The sequence below is a fragment of the Gammaproteobacteria bacterium genome (assembly GCA_013151035.1).
Lineage (GTDB): Bacteria > Pseudomonadota > Gammaproteobacteria > JAADJB01 > JAADJB01 > JAADJB01.
Genome location: JAADJB010000024.1, coordinates 20721 through 41802, shown reverse-complemented (window position 1 = coordinate 41802; position 21082 = coordinate 20721). Strand labels below are relative to the sequence as shown.

Genomic DNA, 21082 nt, shown 5'->3' with positions numbered 1-21082 from the left:
CCGTACCACAGGTCTCTTCTACTCTGTTGAGTAAATCATCAGTCCCGCAATAATAACTGCCCCCGCACTGAGTATCAGCACCGCCCCAGCAGCGCAGTCCTTAACAATCTTGATGCGTGGATGCTGTTCGGGATGGAGATGATCGACCAGGTGTTCCAGTGCGGTGTTGATTAATTCTGCGGCAAGAACCAGTACGGCTATTAAGGTGCTGATTGCCCACCAGATGAGTGCAGGTTGCAGGATGATTAACAGTGGCAGCAGTAGTAAAGCAAATAGACTTTGGGTGCGGAAGCTACGTTCACTTTGCCAGCTTGCCTTGATGCCCTGTAGGGCGAAACTCAGACGTTGGATGAAAGGTTTATTCTTCAATGCTTGTCCCCTTTGTTGATGATTAAACCCTTGGTATGTTCGAATACGCATGGCTGGGGACAGGTTTCAAATCTTTCCCCTTCCAACACTATAGAGTCCTGCCAGGGTATTTGTGCCTGAGTGAGTGTGTTTTTTAATAGATACAAAGGTGCCCTCTGTAAGCGGTTAGTCTTGATGAAGGTGTAAAGTCCTAGCAAGGTGCGGCTATTTTGTAGTGATAATGTGCCAATCCATAATTCATTTGCCCCTTGTTTGATGGTGTTATTGGGCCATAGGCGCAGGATGATTTGTTGTTGAGGGTTATTGCCTGTATGAATTAGTGCAAGGGTCTCATAGATACCCTGGTGTACTTGAGGCAGGACAGGGAGTGATCGAATATCCGGGTTGCTGCTAAAGGCCTGTAAAAAACTGTGACTGTCAAAGGGATGAGGTTTACTCCAGCCCTGTTTTACTAATTCGTTTTTAATAATATTGATATCGCCATACCATTGTATGTTGATCGAGTGATCCTTATTAATGGATTGGGATGCGCTGGTTTGAGCATATCGCTGTAGATTATTATCAAGCTGTTGATATTGATAGAAGCCGAACAGGCTAATAAAAAACACAGCGGGTAGTGTCAATGTGTAGACAGATATTCGCGGGGTATGACGACAGCGCCAGGACAGGTTAAATATGAATACCCAGATGAGTGCCAGAACTAGCCCGCCAATAACATCACTTAACCAGTGTGCGCCCAAATAGACGCGAGAGAATCCTGTCAGGCTAATCAGAGTGGCGGCGATGGAATAGGGAATCCAGTGGTATTGGTAACGAATCTCTTTAGTAATAAGCAATGCTATAAAACCATAGACAGCGGTGCTCAGGCTGGTATGTGCGCTGGGGAAGGCATAATTGCTGATGCCTTCATAGATGGAGATGGGTCGGGGTATCTCCAGTATGAATTTGAGGATGAAACTGAGGGTCATGGTGCCGATATAGACCGATAACAGGTAGAGGCTGGCACGCCATTGTTTCTTTAACAGGAGTAAAAAAACAGTCAGTGCAAGAATGCTTTCCAGCAGGTTGCGTTCCCCCAGCCCTGTTATCATGATCATAATTTGATCAGTAAGCGGGCTACGGATATCTTGTAGATACTGAAAAACGAATAGGTCAATAGTTCCGATATTGATTTGAATGCCCTTGTTAATAATCAGCGCAATGAGTGCAAACAGGGATAGATAGATGGTTGCAAAGATTGCCAGGCCGGGGGCAACCGGATAAGCGGGGTCAATAATGGAGTGGATGAACGGTTGTATGAAGGGGTGTTTATTTGACCATAGAACAATCGTCCCTAGCGGTGAGCTGAATTCGGTATGTAGCCAGCGTAGGGTGTAGCGAACCAGCCACAGTCCCAGCCAGAGTATTAACAGGGTAATCAGGATAAAGGTTGCCAGTCGTCCGGTTACTTCGGCAGCTAGTTCCAGTGATGCGCCAAAGATCATGCCGGGAATAATATAAGCGGGCGCCCATAGCAGGGCGGACAGGCCATTGACCAGGTAAAAGGTGCGCGCAGGCATTTGAGACATACCCGCGATGGCGGGAACAATGGGACGTAGTGGCCCGATAAAACGTGCCAGCGCAATACTCTTGATGCCGTGTTGTTGAAAGAAGTTATTGGCGCGTTGCATCAGGCCGGGGTGGCGGGAGAAAGGCCACAATTTATAAAGCGATTCACGGTAATGATGACCCAGCCAGAAGCTCAGTCCATCACCAACGAAGGCCCCACTAATCGCCCAGATCAGGGTGCTGCCCAGTGGCATACTATCCGAGGCAATAATGGCGCCGATACCAAACATTAGCACTGCCCCTGGCATAAATAGACCAATAACCGCCAGCGATTCGGAGCAGGCGATAATAAAGACTACGATGCCACTCCAGGTCGGGTGTTCAGCGACCCATTGGAGAAGGCCTTGTAATAGATCCATTGATCCCCTCCTGTCATTCCCGTTTAAAGCCGTGATTCCCGCGCAGGCGGGAATCCACCCAAAAAATCACATGCCCGCAAAGACCTGCTCGGCAATATCCAGCGTCTCCTGAATGGCGCTATCATCATGTGCGGCTGAGACAAAACCGGCTTCAAAGGCGGAAGGTGCCAGATAAACACCTCTATCCAGCATGGCATGGAAAAAAACCTTGAAGCGTTCTTGGTCACAACGGCTGACCTGTGCAAAATGGGTGATCTTATCCTCATCGCTGAAGAACAGGCCAAACATACCGCCGACTTGATTGGCGGTCATGCCAATGCCTGCTGCGCTTGCACGTTCCAGTATGCCGCTAACCAGGGTCTCGGTGGCTTGTTGTAGTCGCTGATGAAAACCGGGTTGGGCGATCAGTTGCAGGGTGGTTAGTCCTGCTGTCATGGCAACGGGATTTCCTGACAAGGTACCTGCCTGGTAAACCGGGCCCAAGGGGGCGATGTGCTGCATGATATCAAGGCGACCACCAAAGGCACCGACCGGCATACCACCACCGATAATCTTGCCGAGGGTAGTGAGGTCGGGTTTGATGTTATATAGGGTCTGTGCACCACCATTGCTAACCCGAAAACCGGTCATCACTTCATCAAAGATAAGGACGCTATCATATTGATCGCAGACCGCCCTGAGTCCTTGCAGAAAACCGGGTGCCGGGGGAACGCAGTTCATATTGCCAGCGACAGGTTCGACAATAATGGCAGCAATCTGTGTGCCAATTTCTTTGAAGGCCTCTTCAACCTGTTGCAGATTATTGTATTCCAGGGTGATGGTATGCTCTGCCAGTGCCGCAGGGACACCGGGCGATGTTGGAACACCAAGAGTCAACGCGCCTGAACCCGCCTTAACCAGCAATGAGTCTGAGTGGCCGTGATAACAACCTTCAAATTTCACAATTTTGTCGCGTCCGGTAAAGCCGCGTGCCAGACGGATGGCACTCATGGTTGCCTCGGTGCCGGAGCTAACCATGCGTACCATCTCCAGTGAGGGCAAGGTTTCACACAGATAATCAGCCATACGGGTCTCGATCTCGGTGGGTGCGCCAAAGCCGAGGCCATTGGCAACGCTCTCTTGCACGGCACGAATCACCTCTGGATGAGCGTGGCCAAGGATCATCGGCCCCCATGAACCAACATAATCAATGTATTTTTTACCATCGCTATCGAATAGATAAGGTCCCTTTCCACGTTCAATGAAGATAGGCTCGCCACCCACACCCTTGAATGCGCGTACCGGTGAATTAACCCCACCAGGGATGTGTTTTTGAGCCTTTATAAATAAGTCGTGTGATTTTGTCATGGGTGGGTTCCAGTATGCTTTTGCTAGTATGGGATATGTTGTTTTATTATACTTAATTGGTAGGGGTTTGTCGGGTTACGGCTGCGCCTAACCCGACCTACCGTATTTATTTAATGTAGGTTGGGTTAGATGCGTAGCATCGTAACCCAGCAATTAGATTGGCCTTAGTCCCCATTCCGTGCGTACCACAGACACTTAAAGTATAATATTACCTATGCTAAATGAACTTTATGAATCTAATCTGAAGAGCCTGCCGTTGATCAATCGTGGCAAGGTGCGTGATATCTATGCCGTGGGTGATGACCACCTGTTGATTGTGACCACCGACAGGCTTTCCGCCTTTGACGTCATCATGTCTGATCCGATACCGGGTAAGGGTGTGGTTTTGACGACAGTGGCTAATTTCTGGTTTGAACGCACCCGGAATATTATCCAGAATCAGCAATCTTCATTATCCATTGCCGATGTGCTGACTGCCGATGAATGTGCTCAGGTCGAAGGTCGGGCGATTGTGGTGCGTAAACTCAAGGCGTTGCCGGTTGAGGCGATTGTGCGGGGTTATCTAATCGGTTCCGGCTGGAAGGATTATCAGGCACATGGCAGTGTTTGTGGTATTGAATTGCCCACTGGTCTACAGATGGCAGATCAATTACCCGAGCCCATCTACACCCCCTCCACCAAGGCCGCATTGGGTGAGCATGACGAGAATATTGATTTTGCCACAACCGAGGATCTGTTAGGTCAGGATATGGCGGCTCAGGTACGGGATGTCAGTCTGCGTATCTATAAAGAGTGTGCCGCCTATGCTCTGGAACGTGGCATTATTATTGCGGATACCAAGCTGGAATTTGGACTTGATGACGATGGGAAACTAACTCTGATTGATGAGGTCTTAACACCAGACTCTTCACGCTTCTGGTCAACCGATAGTTATCATCCGGGCAGTAGCCCCGAGAGTTTTGATAAGCAATATGTGCGTGATTACCTGGAGTCACTGGACTGGAACAAGCAGCCACCAGCTCCTGTGCTTCCTGATGAGGTAAAACAACGCACAGCAGAGAAGTACAAAGAAGCACAAACTCGATTAATGAGGTAGGGTGCGTACCACGCACCAGCAAGGTAGTGCGTACCACGCACCCGATACAGGAGAGTAATATGTATGGTTTTAACGTAACAGTAGCAATGAGTTTTTCCGATGCCGTCGATAAGGTGACTGAGGAATTGATGAAAGAGGGTTTTGGTGTCCTGACCGATATTGATGTGGCTGCCACATTAAAGAAGAAACTGGATATTGATCGTCTTCCTTATCGTATCCTCGGTGCCTGTAATCCTGCACTGGCTAATCAGGCCATTAATGCTGATCCTGATATTGGTCTATTATTACCTTGTAATGTGGTTGTACGTGAGCAGGAAAATGGTGATGTGATCGTTGGCTTTATGGACCCATCAGCGGTATTGGGTCTGGTCGAACAGGATGGGATTGAGACCTTGGCACAAGAGGTGCGTTCACGTTTGATGCGGGTGCGGGATGCTATCGCTTAGCCATTCAACCAGATAAAAGATTATTTGTCCTTCGGATGATTTTGAAGGGCCGAGTACACGGGCTGCATAGTGTTTATTCTCGGGTTGAGCCGACTGTAGTGCTTCTTCGGCTGTTGCGTAACGTTGTATGCAGTTGGCAGGAAAGCGTTTACGGTTACGCTTGGGTACATAAACTACTGCAAAGTGTATTTCAGAAACTTTTGTAATCGGATCCAGAGGTACGATGCCACGCATGATAAGGTTTTCCCTATTAATGTGTGCTCATTGTAACCACTATAACCGCTTGTGTCAGGCAGGGAATGGGTATGACGATTCAACCAGATGATCTTACCAATACCGGGCATCGACTCCGATTATTGAGTTATAACGTGCAGGCGGGTATTAGCACCTCGCGTTACCGACATTATATTACGCAGAGTTGGCGTCATTTGTTTCCCCATAAGCAACGCTTTAAAAACTTGAACAGGATTGCAGATATTGTTGCATCCTATGATGTGGTGGGTTTGCAGGAAGTGGATGCGGGAAGTTTACGTAGTGGTTTTGTTAATCTCACCGAGTATCTGGCAGAGCGTGCCGGTTTTCCATTCTGGCATGACCAAACCAACCGTAAGATCAGCAAGATTGCACGTCATGCGACGGGATTAATGAGTCGCTTTGAGCCCAGAGAGGTAAAGGCATACAAGTTACCTGGACGCATTCCAGGGCGCAACCTACTGGATGTTCGTTTTGGGCAAAAGGGTGATTCATTGCATGTCTTTGTGGTGCATCTGGCTTTGGGTGCACGTGCGCGTATGGAACAGATTGCCTATATCTCAGATCTGATTAATTCGTGTGAACATGTGATATTGATGGGCGATATGAATTTCAAATCAAGAAGTAAGGAAATGGACTACCTGTTGTCACACACGGATATGCGGGAATCAGTACATGATTTGCATACTTATCCGAGTTGGAGTCCTAAAAGAAATATTGATCATATTCTGGTGACGGATCAACTGGATGTCGAAAAGGTGCAGGTGCTAACCGGTTTTGCCTCAGATCATCTGCCTATAGCGATGGAGGTACGCTTGCCGGAGTCTATTCATCTGGTGGGTTAGTGATGGGTGATTGTTGTAATCAGGGTTGCTCATTGAATGGGTTACAAGAGCGCCAGCGTAGTACGCTCAGGATTGTTCTCGCTATTAACGCGTTAATGTTTTTTGTAGTTATTACGGCTGCATTATATGCGCAATCTTCAGCACTACTATCAGATAGTATGGATTATTTTGGGGATGCAGTGACCTATGCCTTGAGCCTGTTTGCGATCTCACGTTCGGTAATATTTAAGGCCAGGGTTGCGCTATTTAAAGGCGTGCTTATTTTTTCCGCAGCTGCGTTGATTGCCGGACAAATTATTTATAAGTTATGGGTACCCAGTGTGCCAGTCTTTGAGGTGATGGGCATCTTTAGTCTCGTAGGCTTGTTGGCGAACAGCACTTGTTTGTTTCTTCTCTGGCGACATCGTAATGAGGATATCAATATGAGTTCAGTGTGGGAGTGTTCACGCAATGATATTGTGGTGAATCTGTCAGTTCTTTTGGCCGCCGGGGGGGTATGGTTGAGTGGTGATGGTTGGCCTGATATTATAATAGCGACTCTTTTGGTGGTGTTTTTGATACGTTCGGCTTTACGCATTATCACCTCTGCGCGTGCTGAACTTGAGAGACCTATTACTCCTCAATCATAATGGTTTGGTAACGATAGACGCGTAGGGTGTTGCTCCAGTAGTCAGGTGACAGACCGGCCTTTTGTTTGAGGTGACGTAAAAAAATATCTGTTTGGGGTAGGCTCTCCCATACCGAGGGCAGGAATGTTCCTTTGTATGCCCCTTCCTCCAGGATGAGTCCATCCTGTCCGGATCTTATTTGCTGGATAAGATCGACCTCAGAGTTAAAGGTAAGGAGTTCTGCTGGTGTTAATACCGAGATGTCGATATGGATTTGTGTCTCTTCTTCTTTGCTGAGGGCTGAAAAACGGGGGTCTTGAAAGGCGGCGGCATAGGCATGATTGGAGACATCCTTGATGAGTGGCTGGTAGGCCTCCAGGGTACCGATACATCCTCGTAGTTGTTGATGGATTTGTAAGGTTACAAAGCTGGCGCAATGAGTTTGTAATGTCTTGCTGTAGCCGCCAATTTCAATAGGTGCAGGTTGGTGATGCTGCAGGCCGTATTGTATAGAGGCTCGGGCGGTATGTAATAAGGTCTCTCGATCTTGTTGGCTGAGATCAGTAGGCTGCATAGGCACCATACCCTACCACGCGATCTTTGCTGCCAGCAGTATCACCGGAGTTGCGTAGATCCAGGGTTTTTATCTGTAGGTTTTTTGTGTGTAGTAGTTCCAGTAGACCATTAAGGGGATTGCGACCACAGGCCATATCGTGATTGATAAGCTCGGGTTGCAGTGCTTCTATAGCATCGGATGCTCGGCGATCAATGACCTGTGCCTGCTCGTAACTCAGATAGTGACTTAGATCCGAGCTGATAATAATAAGAGTTTCTTCATCGCCCCACAGTTGATTAAGCACTTCGGCAACGGATTGTTGATCGGCATCACCGACTACCAGTGGAATCAATTTAAAATCATCCAGTACGGTTTGTAAGAAGGGGACTTGTACCTCGAGGCTATGTTCTTGTTCATGTGCGGCATCAAGGTAGTTAACCTGTGGCATGGATTCGATTTTGGCGATAGCTTCAATATCAAGCGGCACGGTGCCAAGAGGCGTTAGAAAGCCATGGGCAGTGCTGACGGCAAGACCGGCAAAGGGGATATGATGAGAGGGTCCCAGTAACACCACTTTTTTAATACGTTTACGCATATCTTGCAGGCTAACATAAGCGCTGGCTGCAATGGGGCCCGAGTAGATATAACCGGCATGGGGAACAATCAGTGCCTTGGGTTGAAGTTTTACTGCGCGGGCTTGTTGCAAGTAGGTATTGATATCCTGTTGCAGTTGCTCCGGGTTAGCGGGGTAGAATTGGTTGGCGACGGCGGGTGGGCGAATTTTGCTCATGGACTTATGTTATATTGTTGTTGGGGTAAATACAAAGGGAACACCCATCCATGTCTCTTGAGGTCATCGTGGTTAGTAGTATGAAATGAGGAAAGGCTGATGGACACTGATACGGTAGGTACTAAATATTGGCATAAGATTGGAAAGGATCGGGTGCAGTGTGATTTGTGTCCGCGCTTTTGTAAATTGAAGGAAGGGCAACGGGGTTTGTGTTTTGTGCGTGCCAATGAAGGTGGGCAGATTGTACTCAAGACCTATGGGCGTTCCAGTGGTTTTTGTGTTGATCCTATTGAGAAGAAGCCACTGAATCATTTCCTGCCGGGGACACCGGTACTCTCCTTTGGTACGGCGGGTTGTAATCTAGCGTGTAAGTTTTGTCAGAACTGGGATATCAGTAAGTCGCGTGAGGTGGATACCCTGGCGGATTCTGCATCGCCACAAAAAATTGCACAGGCGGCGGTGCAGTTGGGTTGTCGTAGTGTCGCCTATACCTATAATGATCCAGTGATATTCCATGAGTATGCGATTGATGTGGCAGCTGCCTGTCGGGATAAAGGGATTAAGAATGTGGCCGTTACTGCAGGTTATGTTTGTAAGGAACCGGCAAAGGAATTCTTTGCGCTGATGGATGCAGCCAACATTGATCTTAAGGCATTTACCGATGATTTTTATCACAAGGTGACGGGTGGACACCTACAGCCGGTGCTGGATATCCTGGAGTATGTGCGGCATGAGACGGATACCTGGCTGGAGTTAACGACCTTGTTAATACCAGGTTTGAATGATTCGGATGATGAGGTTAATGCGATGACGCAATGGGTAGTGGAGCGATTGGGGCCTGATGTGCCAATGCATTTTACTGCCTTTCATCCTGACTGGCGGATGAGGGATATTGTGTCGACACTGCCAGAGACGCTATTACGTTGTAGGCAGATCGCGCTGGATAACGGGGTGCATTATGCCTATGTGGGTAATGTGCATGACAAGGTGGCAGAGAGTACCTATTGTCATCAGTGTGGACAGATGTTGATTGGGCGCGACTGGTATGAATTAAGCGAATGGCAATTAGATGATAAAGGTTGTTGTAATCAATGTGGAACAGCTTTGAATGGTGTGTTTGAGGCGCAGGCGGGTGACTGGGGTGCGAGGCGATTGCCAGTGTGCCTGGAGTCGGTTTGAGATAACAGTTTAATGAGGTGGCTATGATAAAGAGATATTCACACTGCTGTCCCGTTAACTCAAGAGGCAGGGATTACGCTTCTCTATCAGAGACCCTTGCCCGCATGGACGCGGGCGTGGAGCCTACAGGGATGTATTCACGGCGTGTCTCTGGTAGAAAAGTGTGATTCATGTCTCAAACTGACCAGGCATATTTATTTTGTTAACTAGAATTACACAGACATTGCTAATAGCTGCTTTGCTATTCACAAGTCTATTTTTTATTGCGCCCTCATTAATCCGCATAGCAACTGTTTCATTGTTGCAAGGTCAAGGCCTGGAAGCTGATATTGGCGATCTTGAGATTGACCTTGATTTTGATAATACGGTTATCACTATTTCCAAGATGCGTGTAAGGCACCCTGATGGCAGAGAGTTTGCTGTTGACTGGCTTTATCTGGATATGGTTTGGCAACCGTTTCTGGGTCGGATGCCGGTTATAAAGCTGGTTAAGATAAAAGGGTTTAGGCTAGATGGGCTGCGGAATAAAAAGAAGGCGACATCTTTTTATTTGATAGCCGATCAAATTATTTGGCAAGGGGGTATTGCCCTGGGTTCGAATGCCTCTTCCCAGTCTTTTGTTGCGATGCATGGCTCCCTGGATGTAAGTCATATTGAGTTTGTCGATAATCACAATAGACGTTTTGTAGTTGCAGATTCTGTTGTACTTGATCAAGTGCATGTCCAGGGTCTGGATAAAATTAATATCAAACAATTGGATGTAACGAATTTTGTGTTGTTGCCAGATCCATCGAACGCTCGCTCGCTGGTGCAGTTGGATCGTATGCGGGTGGATAATTTTGGTTTTACCGATGGTTATTTGTTGGCGGCGAGTGCTATCAAGTTATCGGGTATTGGTGCCAATATTCTGCGTGATGAAGATGGACGTTGGGAGTTGCAGGAAAGATTGGGGGTGTTATTTCCCCCGGATGATAAGGCTGATAGTAATGAGATGGATCAATCCGGTTTACAGGTGAGTTTAGGTGTGCTGGAAATAATGTCAGATCGTCCGATCCATTTTACAGATAATAGTTTGAAGCAAGTATTTAACCTATCTACCGAGATTAAAGAATTTTCCCTGAGTAATATTGATAGCTCTGCTATTGAGCAGAGCAGCCCGTTAAAGATACGTTTATTAATGGATGAACATGCCCTTTTTGAACTGAAAGGTGGGGTGCAGTTATTTGCTCCCTTATTAAGTTTTGATCTTACGGGAGATATTAATGGCCTTGATTTAAGACCGTTTAATGTCTATGTGGAAGATAGTCTGGGTTATCATATTAATAGTGGTCAATTAAATTCAAAGATTAAATTGTTATCTATTAAAGGTCGTTTAGATAGCCTGCTGGATCTGGATTTCAAGCAGCTCACGCTAAAGGCTCTGGACCAGGATATTGCTGAAAAAACAGATCAGCGGATGGGTTTTCCGCTAACGACGGCGCTGGATCTTATGCGTGAAAGTGACAACAGTATTCAATTAAAGCTACCAGTGACAGGTGATGTTAATAATCCAGATTTTGATGCGTCGGATGCGGTTTTCAAGGCGACTTCCAGCGCTATTAGCTCGGTTATTATTAATTACTATACACCGTTGGGTCTGGTTACTATTACGAAGGGTTTGTTTGATTTGGTGACTGCTCTGAGGTTTGATCCTGTTTTATTTGATGTGGGGTCGGATAAGATTGCTGAAAAATCTGTGGGCAAGTTGGCGCAGTTGCTAAGTGAACGCTCACAGTTACATGTTACGCTTTGCGGCTATAGTAATGCAGGGGATCTTCTTCTGTTAGATCCAGGTTATAAAAAAGAACCTGAAGATAGCGAGAGCCCACTTGAGTTGGATAATATGCTCAAGATGAAGTTACTGGGGTTGGCAGAACAACGTGCTGAGTCTATTAAGCATCATTTGCTTAAAAAAGGCATTACGGCTGATCGTTTGATCTTGTGTGAACCGGTGTTTAAACTGGATGCGATTGCAGGTGTGGATATTAGTCTATAGAGAAGTGCAATTCCTGTCTCTTGAGTTAACGGGATAGTAATGAAGCTTTTTATGTATTGGTTTTTTTCGGCTTCGCACTAAACTCAAAGGCATCACTAAAAAAGCGTTCTTTCTGTGCACCATGTTTTTCGAATAACTCTACGGCGCTATGGATCATATCCGGTGCGCCACTCATGTAGATATCAAAGCCACTGAGATCAGGGTATTTTGCTACCACAAGATGGGTTACCAGACCTTTCTTGCCTGACCATGAGCCATCATCGTCGGCACCCGACAGGACGGGGGTGTATTCAAAGTGCTTATATTCCTTCGCCCACTGCTGCGGTAGTTTGTTCAGATATAGATCCTGCTCACCGTGTGCGCCCCAGAACAGGTGTATGGGTTGTTTTAATCCGGTACGAAAACAGTGTTCGAGCATGCCCTTGAGTGGAGCAAAGCCAGTGCCACCGCCAATCAGCAATAGCGGGCGTTGTGAGTCTTCACGGATAAAGAAGGAACCCAAAGGACCTTCGATGCGTAGCATGTCTTTACGGTGCATGTCGTGGAATATCTGATGGGTTAATTTACCACCTGGGATCTCACGAATGTGTAATTCGATGTATTCATCATCATGTGGGGCATTGGCAATAGAAAAACTGCGTGGGTTATCATTATCCAGCAGGATATTGATATATTGCCCGGCAAGAAACTGCATACGTTCCATTTCCGGGATCTTTAATTTTACTCGCATCACATCGTGGCTTAGTTTTTCCAGTATTTCAATGCGGCAGGGGTATTTCTTGATGAGTATATCTCGCGTCTCATCAACCTCCTGAATCTTGATGGTGAGATCAGAGGCGGGTTGGGCCTGACAGAACAGCACGCTACCATCGGAGAGTTCATTCTCATCCTGACCATAAATCTTACCGCTGAGTAACAGTCCCTGACAGGCACCACATTCGCCACTACGACAACCGTATGGCAGGTTGATGCCCTGACGAAGTGCTGCATCCAGTACGCTCTCATCCTCCTCGGTAGTAAATTCATGTCCGCTGGGTTGTATTTTTATGTTGTATGTCATTAGGGTTTGTTTCTATCCGTATCCTGGCAAGAACAGGTGATTATCGCTGAATTATGCATCTTGTTAAAGGTATACCCCGAAAAGATTAAGGGTACTTAAGGGCGCTCAGAATAATTCATCCCACAGAGCATCTATTTTTTCTTTAACGCAGGTATCCATCTGGATGGGTCGCCCCCATTCACGTTGAGTCTCGCCGGGCAGTTTGTTGGTGGCATCAAAACCGATCTTGCCACCGAGACCGGATACCGGGGAGGCAAAATCCAGGTAATCAATCGGGGTATTTGACAGGATGACGGTATCGCGTTCGGGGTCCATGCGGGTGGTCATCGCCCAGATGACATCGTTCCAGTCGCGGACATTAACGTCGGCATCGGTGATGATGACAAACTTGGTATACATAAACTGGCGCAGGAAGGACCATATACCAAACATGATGCGTTTGGCATGTCCGGCATATTGTTTGTTGATACTGACGCAGGCCATGCGATAGGAACAACCCTCAGGTGGTAGATAAAAATCGACAATCTCGGGAAATTGTTTTTGCAAAATGGGGATAAAGACCTCATTGAGTGCAGCGCCGAGTACCGCAGGCTCATCGGGTGGGCGGCCGGTATAGGTGCTATGATAAATGGGCTGATTGCGGTGAGTGATGCGTTCCACAGTGAATACTGGGAATGTCTCTACCTCGTTGTAATAACCGGTGTGGTCACCAAAGGGGCCCTCTTTTGCAACATCATCGGGGTAGATATGTCCTTCCAGTATAATCTCGCTCTGTGCCGGAACCAGTAATTCTGCTTCGGTACAGGCAATGACCTCGGTCTTTGATCCTCGTAACAAGCCAGCAAAGGCATATTCTGACAAGTTATCAGGCACCGGGGTGACAGCGGCAAGGATACTGGCGGGATCAGCTCCCAGGGCAACAGCCACCGGGAAGGGTTTGTCAGGATATTTTTCACACCACTCGCGGTAATCAAGAGCACCTCCCCGGTGTGCAAGCCAGCGCATAATGACACGGTTTTTACCAATGACCTGTTGCCGATAAATCCCCATATTTTGACGATCTTGATTGGGGCCTTTGGTCACGACCAGTGGCCAGGTGATCAGGGGGGCAGCATCCTCGGGCCAGCAGGTTTGTATTGGGAAGATAGAGAGATCAACGGCATCGCCTTCGATGATATTTTCTCTACAAGGTGCCTTGCGTACCTGTTTCGGTGCCATATTTAATACCTGTTTAAATATGGGTAGTTTCTCCCAGGCATCTTTGATACCTTTGGGTGCATCGGGTGATTTCAGCATGGCAAGGGTGTTACCAACCTCACGCAGGGCCAGCACTGAGTCCTGGCCCATACCCATGGCAACGCGTTCAGGGGTGCCAAATAAATTGGTTAGGATGGGGATGGAGGAGCCCTTTGGATTCTCAAATAATAGAGCTGGCCCCTGGTTTCTGAGTACACGGTCACTTATTTCAGTAATCTCCAGATAGGGATCGACCTCGGTTTGAATCCGTTTTAATTGTCCGGATTCCTCCAGTTTTTTCAGGAAGTCACGCAAATCTTTATATTGCATAGTAGTATGGGTTTCCTTTATTGTTACCGAAGTCTACATATAGTCTAGAATACCTCACCTTGGTACGGTAAGGCTATAAAAGTAAAAATGGATATTGATGGGTGTGTTATGGGTGAAACCGACGATAATGATTTGTCTTCCTTGAATGCGGATTGGTGCCAGGTTCGCAGAACGGTTGTTATGTTACAGGCCGCAGTGACGCATATTCAGTTAACAATGACAGAAAGTGATGAGTCTATTAATGACCTGGCTTCTTCATTTACGTTATTAGCAAATAAGACAAATGCTATAAAAGGGTTGATTGAAAAGCTCCCGGATGGCCCGCAAAAGGATGAGCTGGCGGCCGAAGTTGCGGGTCTGAATGATAATGTTCATGGTAATGTCATTGCCTTTCAGTTCTATGATAAATTAAATCAGCGTATCGAGCATATAAGGAATGGCCTGGATATGTTAGCTGAGTTATTGAACAATAAGAATCGTATATTTAGTCAACAAGAGTGGATGGTGCTACAAAATCAGATCAAGGATGATTTTCATATTGATGATGATAAGGTATTGTTTGATGCCATTATCAATGGTGCTAGCCGGGAAGAGGCGCTGCGTCTGTATCATGAGCGCAAACAACAGGGTAATAGCGCAGGTGATATCGACCTGTTCTAAAGGTGCTACATTCCCTGGCTTCTCAGGATGCCTCTAGCATCAGTCCACTATGACGTAGTAAAGCATCAATATTAGGTTCGCGCCCGCGAAATTCTATAAAGAGTTCCATTGGTTCGCGTGAACCTCCTTGTTCCAGGATGCAGGATAAAAAACGCATACCAGTTTCACGATCAAAGATATCAGATTCTTCGAAGGCGGAAAATGCATCGGAGGATAATACTTCAGCCCATTTATAGCTGTAATAACCTGCTGCATAGCCGCCCGAAAAGATATGTGAGAAACTATGTGGGAAACGGTTGAATGAAGGTGGTTGTATTACTGATACTCGGTCACGCACCTGTTTTAACACCTCGTAGATATGGCCTTTCTGTTCGGCCTTAAATTCAATGTGTAGCTGGAAGTCAAAGATGGAGAATTCCAGTTGACGCACCATCTGCATAGCGGATTGAAAGTTTCTCGCGGCCTGCATACGTTGATAAAGATCATCCGGGATGGCTTCGCCAGTTTTATAATGTGCAGAGATCATATTCAGTGCATCACGTTCCCAGCACCAGTTTTCCATGAACTGGCTGGGTAGTTCTACGGCATCCCAGGCTACACCGCTGATGCCGGATACCCCGGAGAAATTAATTTGTGTGAGCATGTGATGCAGGCCATGACCAAATTCATGAAACAGGGTCAGTACCTCTTCATGGGTGAAGAGTGCCGGGTCATCACCAATCGGTGGAGAGAAGTTGCAGGTTAGATAGGCAACCGGGGTTTGTATCTTGTCTGCAATGCTCTTGCGGGTAATACATTCATCCATCCAGGCACCGCCACGTTTGTGCGGGCGGGCATAAAGATCCAGATAGAATTGTCCACGCAGATTTTCTTCTTCATCATGGATGGAAAAAAATCGAACATCCTCATGCCAGCAATCAATCCCTTGTTCTTCTTTGATGTGCAGTCCATAGAGTCGATTGACAACCTTGAACATGCCATCAATGACATGGTTCTCAGGGAAGTAGGGTTTGAGTTCTTCCTGTGAGATGTCATAGCGTTGCTTGCGCATCTTTTCGGAGAAATAAGAGATATCCCATGCCTCAAGGGTGTCGTGCTGGTGTTGCTCTTGTGCAAATTCACGTATCTCCTCGAGTTCCTTTTTGGCAATGCTGGTGGAACGGTCAGCAAGGTCGTTGAGAAAGGATAATACCTGTTCGGTTGAGGCTGCCATCTTGGTGGCAATGGAATAGTCCGCGTAATTGTCAAAGCCCAGTAATAACGCCATCTCCTTGCGCAGGGTCAGGAGTTGTTCCATGATTTGAGTGTTATCCCATTTCCTTGGATGCGGGCCCTGGTCGGAGGCACGGGTGACATAGGCGGTATAGACCTCTTCGCGTAATGCGCGGCTGTCGGCATAGGTAATAACGGGGAAATAGGAAGGGAACTCCAGGGTCAATAACCAGCCATCCTTATTCTCACGCTCGGCAATTTGTTGTGCTAGTGCAATGGCCGATTCCGGTAGACCTTTGAGTTCATCAATATTGGTAATGTGTTTTTTCCAGGCATGAGTGGCATCAAGCAGGTTTTCATCAAATTTTGCAGATAACGAGGAAAGTTCCTGCATGATTGCCTTGAAGCGATTGCGTGCATCAGTTTCGAGTTCAATGCCCGATAATCTGAAATCACGCAGGGCATTATGGATAATCTTTTGTTGCGCGGTTTCCAGTTGATCAAATGTTGAGCTTTCAGCAATCTGTTTAAAGGCGCGGTAGAGGCCTTCATTTTGACCCAGTTCGGTACTATAAGCACTGAGTTTGGGTAGGCAGGCATTATAGGCGGCGCGTAGCACATCACTGTTAACCACAGAGTTCATGTGGCTGGCGGGTGACCATGCACGGCTTAATCGGTCATCCATATCCTCCAGTGGTTGAACCAGATTGTCCCAGCTATATTCGGTGTTTTCATTCAGTAGTTTTTGAATGGTTGTTTTGTTTTCCTGCAACAGGTGGTCGATAGCAGGTTCGAGGTGTTGTGCCTGTATGTGGGAGAAGGCAGGTAATCCAGTGGTTTCAAGCAAGGGGTTTTGCATGTAAGCTCTCATGTGGGTAGGGTTTTATTTAATACTAATGGATTCTACGTGATTTGTTATTGATAGGGAATAATTGTGTGTTGTGGGTTCGAGGCAGGAGATGCTCCACTTTATCAGAGACGCGCCGTGAATACATCCATGTAGGCTCGATGCCCGCGTCCATGCGGGCAACGGTCTCTGATAAAGCGGAGCATCTCCTGCCTCTTGAGTTGGCTGTACGTGTGATAGTGATAGGTTTCGTCATCCCATGCTAAAATGTATTTATTATTAATTTAGAGGATTTATAGGGTATGACTAAACATTATGATTTGATCGCCATTGGTGGTGGTAGTGGCGGTCTTTCTGCTGCGGAACGTGCGGCATTGTATGGTGCCAAATGTGCGGTGGTGGAAGAAAAACGGATGGGCGGTACCTGTGTGAATGTGGGTTGTGTCCCTAAAAAGGTGATGTGGTATGGTGCCTCGATTGCTCACGCGCTTAAGGATGCCGAGGGTTATGGTTTTAAGTCGGGTAAGATTGAATTTGATTGGGCAACCCTTAAGAAGGGGCGTGATAATTATGTCAATGGTATTGAGTCCTGGTATCACAATTATCTCAAGGACTCGAATATTGATGAGATTCAGGGACGCGCGCGTTTTGTTGATGCCCATACTATTGAGGTTAATGGTGAACAGTATACGGCAGATCATATTGTTATTTCGGTGGGTGGTTATCCGAGTGTCCCGGATCTGCCGGGTGCTGAGTTGGGGATTACCTCGGATGGGTTCTTTGAGCTGGAACAACTTCCGCAACGTGTGGTAATTGTGGGTTCCGGTTATATTGCGGTTGAGTTGGCAGGGGTACTGAATTCGCTGGGTAGTGATGTTACCTTGATGTTACGCCGTGGTCATATTCTACGTTCTTTTGATGCGATGTTGCGCGAGGGTCTGATGGAACAGATGATTAATGACGGGATTGATGTGGTGTCACAGACCGAGGTGAGTCAACTGGTGCAGCAGGATGATTCACGACTGATGGTTGAATGTAATAAAGGTAAGGTTTTGTCTGATATCGATCAGTTGATCTGGGCCATTGGGCGTAACCCTGCAACCGCTGATTTGAATCTTGATGTAACCGGTGTGACGATGGATGCACAGGGTTTTATTCCTTCTGATGATTATGAAAATACCAATGTGCGGGGGGTTTATTCATTGGGTGATGCCAGTGGTAAGGCACCATTAACACCGGTTGCTATTGCGGCGGCACGTCGTCTGGCGGATCGTCTGTTTGATGGCCAGGAGGATAGGCATCTGGATTATTCGAATATTGCAACCGTGGTATTTAGTCATCCACCTCTGGCAACAGTAGGACTGAGTGAGGAAGAGGCGCGGGCGAAGCATGGAGATGCGGTCAAGGTCTATCAGTCGCGTTTTACCCCGATGTATCATGCCTTGACCGAACATAAGTCAGAGACCGCGATGAAGTTGGTAACGATTGGCGTGCAGGAAAAGGTCGTCGGTTGCCATATTATGGGTGCCGGTGCGGATGAGATGTTACAAGGGTTTGCAGTAGCGATTCGTATGGGTGCCTGCAAACGGGACCTGGATGATACGATAGCTATTCACCCAACCAGTTCAGAAGAGCTAGTAACCATGCGTTGATTAAGGGTTCACTCCAGCCCGGGGACAGAGCCGGTTTTTGGCTCTGTCCCCTCGAGCACGTACCACAGGCTTTATTCACCGTAAAAAACCATTCACCCTTCAAGCACGTACCACCCGCTTTATTAACCAAGGGAATCCCCTATGAAAAACATCCGCGAATTTGAAGGCAAGACCCCCATACTCGCCGAGGGTGTCTACATCGACCCAACAGCACTGGTAATCGGCGATGTCGAAATTGGCAAAAACTCATCAGTCTGGCCGATGGTGGTGATCCGTGGTGACATCCACTCCATCCGTATTGGTGCAAGAACCAATATACAGGATGGCAGTATCCTGCATATTACCCATGACAGTGAATATGCACCGGGTGGTTTTCCACTGACTATTGGTGATGATGTCACGGTGGGGCATCAGGTTGTTCTGCATGCCTGTACTATTGAGGATAGATGCCTGATCGGGATGTCGGCGACAGTGCTGGATGGTGCTGTGGTGCGTGCTGGTGCGATGGTGGGTGCGGGGAGTCTGGTACCACCGGGTAAGGATCTGGAGGGTGGCTATTTGTGGTTAGGTAGCCCGGTGCGTCGTGCTCGTGAACTGACGATGAAGGAAAATAATTTTCTGCAATATTCAGCGGATAATTATGTGCGTTTGAAGGATCGTTATCGAACATAACGGCTTGTATTCATTCAGGTGTAGGTGTAGGCTGAATTCGGCGGTGACAGATAGTCTTATGTATGTGATCTATTTGTGACCATTGATAATCACTTTATCTTTAAGGATGTGCTTGATTGAGTCTGAATTAATGTATTAAAAAAATATCGGTTTCATTCAAAATTATAATAATCTCATCCTTGGGTGAAGATAAATAAAAATGGAGAAGAATGATGAAAATTATTAAAAATAATCTGGTAAAAAATATTGCTGTCTCAGCACTGTATCTTGTTTCATTAACGGTATCTGCAGGCTCTATAGATCCCCTTGATTCTCTCACTAAGGTAAAGGTACCGTTTCCTGCCATTAATCTAGGGGTGCCTACATACGTAAACCCAACCTATGTTGATAATTCACCGGTGGGTTTTTCCGGTACCTGGAGTAGTCCGGCGGCAACCCCTTGGCTGGGTACCTTTACCGGCACAGGTACACTCGCCCTGGGCGCATCAGCATCAGCTACAGGTACCGGTGTATTCGATTTTAGTGGTCTTACCAATAATGGTGGTCTGCTTCCCGCGCACTCCTATTTTACTATAGCTGATCTGGACTTTGGTTCTGCCACCAGTGAAACGATTAGCCTCAGGGCCTATGATGCGGCAGGGGATTTATTAACAGACCCATGGTTGGAAAAACCTGACTGGATATTTGGTAATGGGCCATTGGTGCCAAGTGCATTACCAAGTTATATCTGGGATGCAGGGGCGGGTACCTATACCTTTGATGGTGCGGGTGAGACCTATGCGGGTAATCCTAATGTTGCATTTAGCATGCTGAATACTGTGCCTATTTCGGTGCTTGAAGAAACCAAGCTGACTGCCTATGCTAGCTTTAGTATTAAGGCACCGACAGTGGTTCCCGTTCCTGCTGCAGTCTGGTTGTTTGGCTCGGGTCTTTTGGGCCTGGCTGGTTTTGCCAGACGTCGGTAGCTTATTGTTTTTCAGATAAACGGGGCGGCGTTCTTGAGTTTTTCAAGAGCGCCGTCTTTTTTAAGGGAGCCTATGATTGATTGTATGTTATCGCTGAAAAACGTGTCGCTGTTTTTTCTGTTTTTTGCCTAACATGCTGCTAATTCTTTGATTTCAGTGCCTGAATAACGGTCATCGTATCCGGCCTCACCCCACGCCATAGATAAAACGATTCAGCCGCCTGTTCCACCAGCATGCCGAGGCCATCAATGGATTGGGTGGCTCCATGTTGTATTCCCCACTGCACAAATGCCGTTGGTTTTTTGGCATACATCAGGTCATAACAGTTACCACTTGTTGCCAGTATATTATCGGGTAATGAGGGTATTTTACCCTCCAGGCTGGCGGCTGTTGCATTGATAATAAGATCAAAGGATTTACCCGCTAATACATCAAATCCACTGCCTTTAATATTCCCCAGGTCACTAAATAGTTCAGCCAGGGCGTGTGCCTTTGACTCAGTGCGATTGGCGATGTGTAGCAGTGTGGGGTTCTCTTGTAGCAGGGGTTCAATAATACCTCGAGCAGCGCCTCCTGCACCAAGTAATAACAGCTTTTTGTTTGTGATCTGAATACTGTTGTTTTTCAGATCATGGACAAGACCAATACCATCGGTATTATCACCATGATAGTCCCCGGGCGAATTAATGATAATGGTATTGACGGCACCCGCACGTTGCGCACGTTGGCTATGCTCACTACAGAGATCCCAGGCATTCTGTTTAAAGGGTACGGTAATATTCAGCCCCTTGCCACCCGCCGCTGAGAATTCCCCAACCGCATGAGGAAAATCATCTATATCAACCAGTAGGGCATTGTATTCAATATCCTGCTGGGTTTGTTCGGCAAACAGGCGATGAATGTTGGGGGACTTGCTATGGGCAATGGGGTTGCCCATAACGGCATATTGATCGCTCAT

At 47.1% G+C, this 21082-nt stretch carries 19 protein-coding genes and 1 pseudogene; 10 read left to right on the top strand and 10 right to left on the bottom strand.

All coding sequences use genetic code 11. The features are described 5' to 3' along the window. Positions 1–18: 18 nt before the first annotated feature. The 3 genes from GXP22_06205 to hemL form a co-directional block, all read right to left on the bottom strand. Positions 19–369: a diacylglycerol kinase gene (locus GXP22_06205; GenBank protein NOX09066.1), complete on the bottom strand. Its 351-nt coding sequence runs from the start codon at positions 367–369 to the stop codon at positions 19–21. Beyond that, positions 366–2336: a phosphatase PAP2 family protein gene (locus GXP22_06200; GenBank protein NOX09065.1), complete on the bottom strand. Its 1971-nt coding sequence runs from the start codon at positions 2334–2336 to the stop codon at positions 366–368. Before GXP22_06200 ends, GXP22_06205 begins: the two co-directional genes overlap by 4 nt. Before the next feature lie 66 nt (positions 2337–2402). After that, positions 2403–3683 (bottom strand): glutamate-1-semialdehyde 2,1-aminomutase, encoded by a 1281-nt coding sequence (gene hemL, locus GXP22_06195; protein NOX09064.1) that lies wholly within the window; start codon positions 3681–3683, stop codon positions 2403–2405. A gap of 214 nt (positions 3684–3897) precedes the next feature. Here hemL and GXP22_06190 point away from each other — a divergent pair, with 214 nt between their 5' ends. Further along, positions 3898–4779 (top strand): phosphoribosylaminoimidazolesuccinocarboxamide synthase, encoded by an 882-nt coding sequence (locus tag GXP22_06190; GenBank protein ID NOX09063.1) that lies wholly within the window; start codon positions 3898–3900, stop codon positions 4777–4779. A 59-nt stretch (positions 4780–4838) separates the two neighbouring features. Next, a complete protein-coding gene (locus GXP22_06185) occupies positions 4839–5225 on the top strand; it encodes a DUF302 domain-containing protein (protein NOX09062.1) in 387 nt (128 codons plus the stop codon). Here GXP22_06185 and GXP22_06180 read toward each other — a convergent pair. Continuing rightward, positions 5190–5459, bottom strand: coding sequence for a hypothetical protein (locus GXP22_06180; protein NOX09061.1), 270 nt, complete (start codon positions 5457–5459; stop codon positions 5190–5192). The two genes, GXP22_06185 and GXP22_06180, sit on opposite strands and share 36 nt — an antisense overlap. 122 nt (positions 5460–5581) lie before the next feature. Here GXP22_06180 and GXP22_06175 point away from each other — a divergent pair, with 122 nt between their 5' ends. Both GXP22_06175 and GXP22_06170 read left to right on the top strand, forming a co-directional pair. Beyond that, a complete protein-coding gene (locus GXP22_06175) occupies positions 5582–6322 on the top strand; it encodes an EEP domain-containing protein (protein NOX09060.1) in 741 nt (246 codons plus the stop codon). A gap of 2 nt (positions 6323–6324) precedes the next feature. After that, entirely contained in the window at positions 6325–6951 is a 627-nt protein-coding gene (locus GXP22_06170; GenBank protein ID NOX09059.1) for a cation transporter, read from the top strand. Here GXP22_06170 and amrA read toward each other — a convergent pair. Both amrA and amrB read right to left on the bottom strand, forming a co-directional pair. Then, positions 6935–7504 carry an AmmeMemoRadiSam system protein A gene (amrA, locus tag GXP22_06165; GenBank protein NOX09058.1) on the bottom strand — a complete coding sequence of 190 codons (570 nt, stop codon included), beginning with the start codon at positions 7502–7504 and terminating at the stop codon, positions 6935–6937. The genes GXP22_06170 and amrA overlap by 17 nt on opposite strands. Then, the gene (amrB, locus tag GXP22_06160; GenBank protein NOX09057.1) at positions 7491–8276 is read right to left on the bottom strand and encodes an AmmeMemoRadiSam system protein B; all 786 of its coding nucleotides are present in this window, start codon (positions 8274–8276) and stop codon (positions 7491–7493) included. Before amrB ends, amrA begins: the two co-directional genes overlap by 14 nt. A 99-nt stretch (positions 8277–8375) precedes the next feature. Between amrB and amrS the strand changes: the two genes are divergently transcribed. Both amrS and GXP22_06150 read left to right on the top strand, forming a co-directional pair. Then, the gene (gene amrS / locus GXP22_06155; protein ID NOX09056.1) at positions 8376–9455 is read left to right on the top strand and encodes an AmmeMemoRadiSam system radical SAM enzyme; all 1080 of its coding nucleotides are present in this window, start codon (positions 8376–8378) and stop codon (positions 9453–9455) included. Positions 9456–9753: 298 nt separating this feature from the next. After that, positions 9754–11490: a DUF748 domain-containing protein gene (locus GXP22_06150; protein NOX09055.1), complete on the top strand. Its 1737-nt coding sequence runs from the start codon at positions 9754–9756 to the stop codon at positions 11488–11490. 49 nt (positions 11491–11539) lie between these two features. Here the strand turns inward: GXP22_06150 and GXP22_06145 are convergent, their stop codons facing one another. Together GXP22_06145 and ubiD are read right to left on the bottom strand one after the other, a co-directional pair. Continuing rightward, positions 11540–12550, bottom strand: coding sequence for a CDP-6-deoxy-delta-3,4-glucoseen reductase (locus GXP22_06145; protein ID NOX09054.1), 1011 nt, complete (start codon positions 12548–12550; stop codon positions 11540–11542). A gap of 105 nt (positions 12551–12655) precedes the next feature. Then, positions 12656–14116 (bottom strand): 4-hydroxy-3-polyprenylbenzoate decarboxylase, encoded by a 1461-nt coding sequence (gene ubiD, locus GXP22_06140; GenBank protein ID NOX09053.1) that lies wholly within the window; start codon positions 14114–14116, stop codon positions 12656–12658. A gap of 108 nt (positions 14117–14224) precedes the next feature. Between ubiD and GXP22_06135 the strand changes: the two genes are divergently transcribed. Next, positions 14225–14776: a hypothetical protein gene (locus tag GXP22_06135; protein NOX09052.1), complete on the top strand. Its 552-nt coding sequence runs from the start codon at positions 14225–14227 to the stop codon at positions 14774–14776. Between the two features lie 22 nt (positions 14777–14798). Here the strand turns inward: GXP22_06135 and prlC are convergent, their stop codons facing one another. Beyond that, on the bottom strand, positions 14799–16847 hold the full coding sequence (gene prlC, locus GXP22_06130) for an oligopeptidase A (GenBank protein ID NOX09051.1): 2049 nt from the start codon (positions 16845–16847) through the stop codon (positions 14799–14801). Between the two features lie 290 nt (positions 16848–17137). Between prlC and gorA the strand changes: the two genes are divergently transcribed. From gorA to GXP22_06115, 3 genes and pseudogenes are all read left to right on the top strand, one after another. Further along, complete coding sequence (gorA, locus tag GXP22_06125; protein ID NOX09050.1) at positions 17138–18487, top strand: glutathione-disulfide reductase; 1350 nt, start codon at positions 17138–17140, stop codon at positions 18485–18487. Between the two features lie 141 nt (positions 18488–18628). After that, on the top strand, positions 18629–19159 hold the full coding sequence (locus tag GXP22_06120) for a gamma carbonic anhydrase family protein (protein NOX09049.1): 531 nt from the start codon (positions 18629–18631) through the stop codon (positions 19157–19159). 863 nt (positions 19160–20022) lie between these two features. Further along, a pseudogene (locus tag GXP22_06115) lies at positions 20023–20124 on the top strand (VPLPA-CTERM sorting domain-containing protein). Positions 20125–20263: 139 nt separating this feature from the next. On the opposite strand, the gene aroE reads toward GXP22_06115, so the two are convergent. Beyond that, the gene (gene aroE, locus GXP22_06110) at positions 20264–21082 is read right to left on the bottom strand and encodes a shikimate dehydrogenase (protein NOX09048.1); all 819 of its coding nucleotides are present in this window, start codon (positions 21080–21082) and stop codon (positions 20264–20266) included.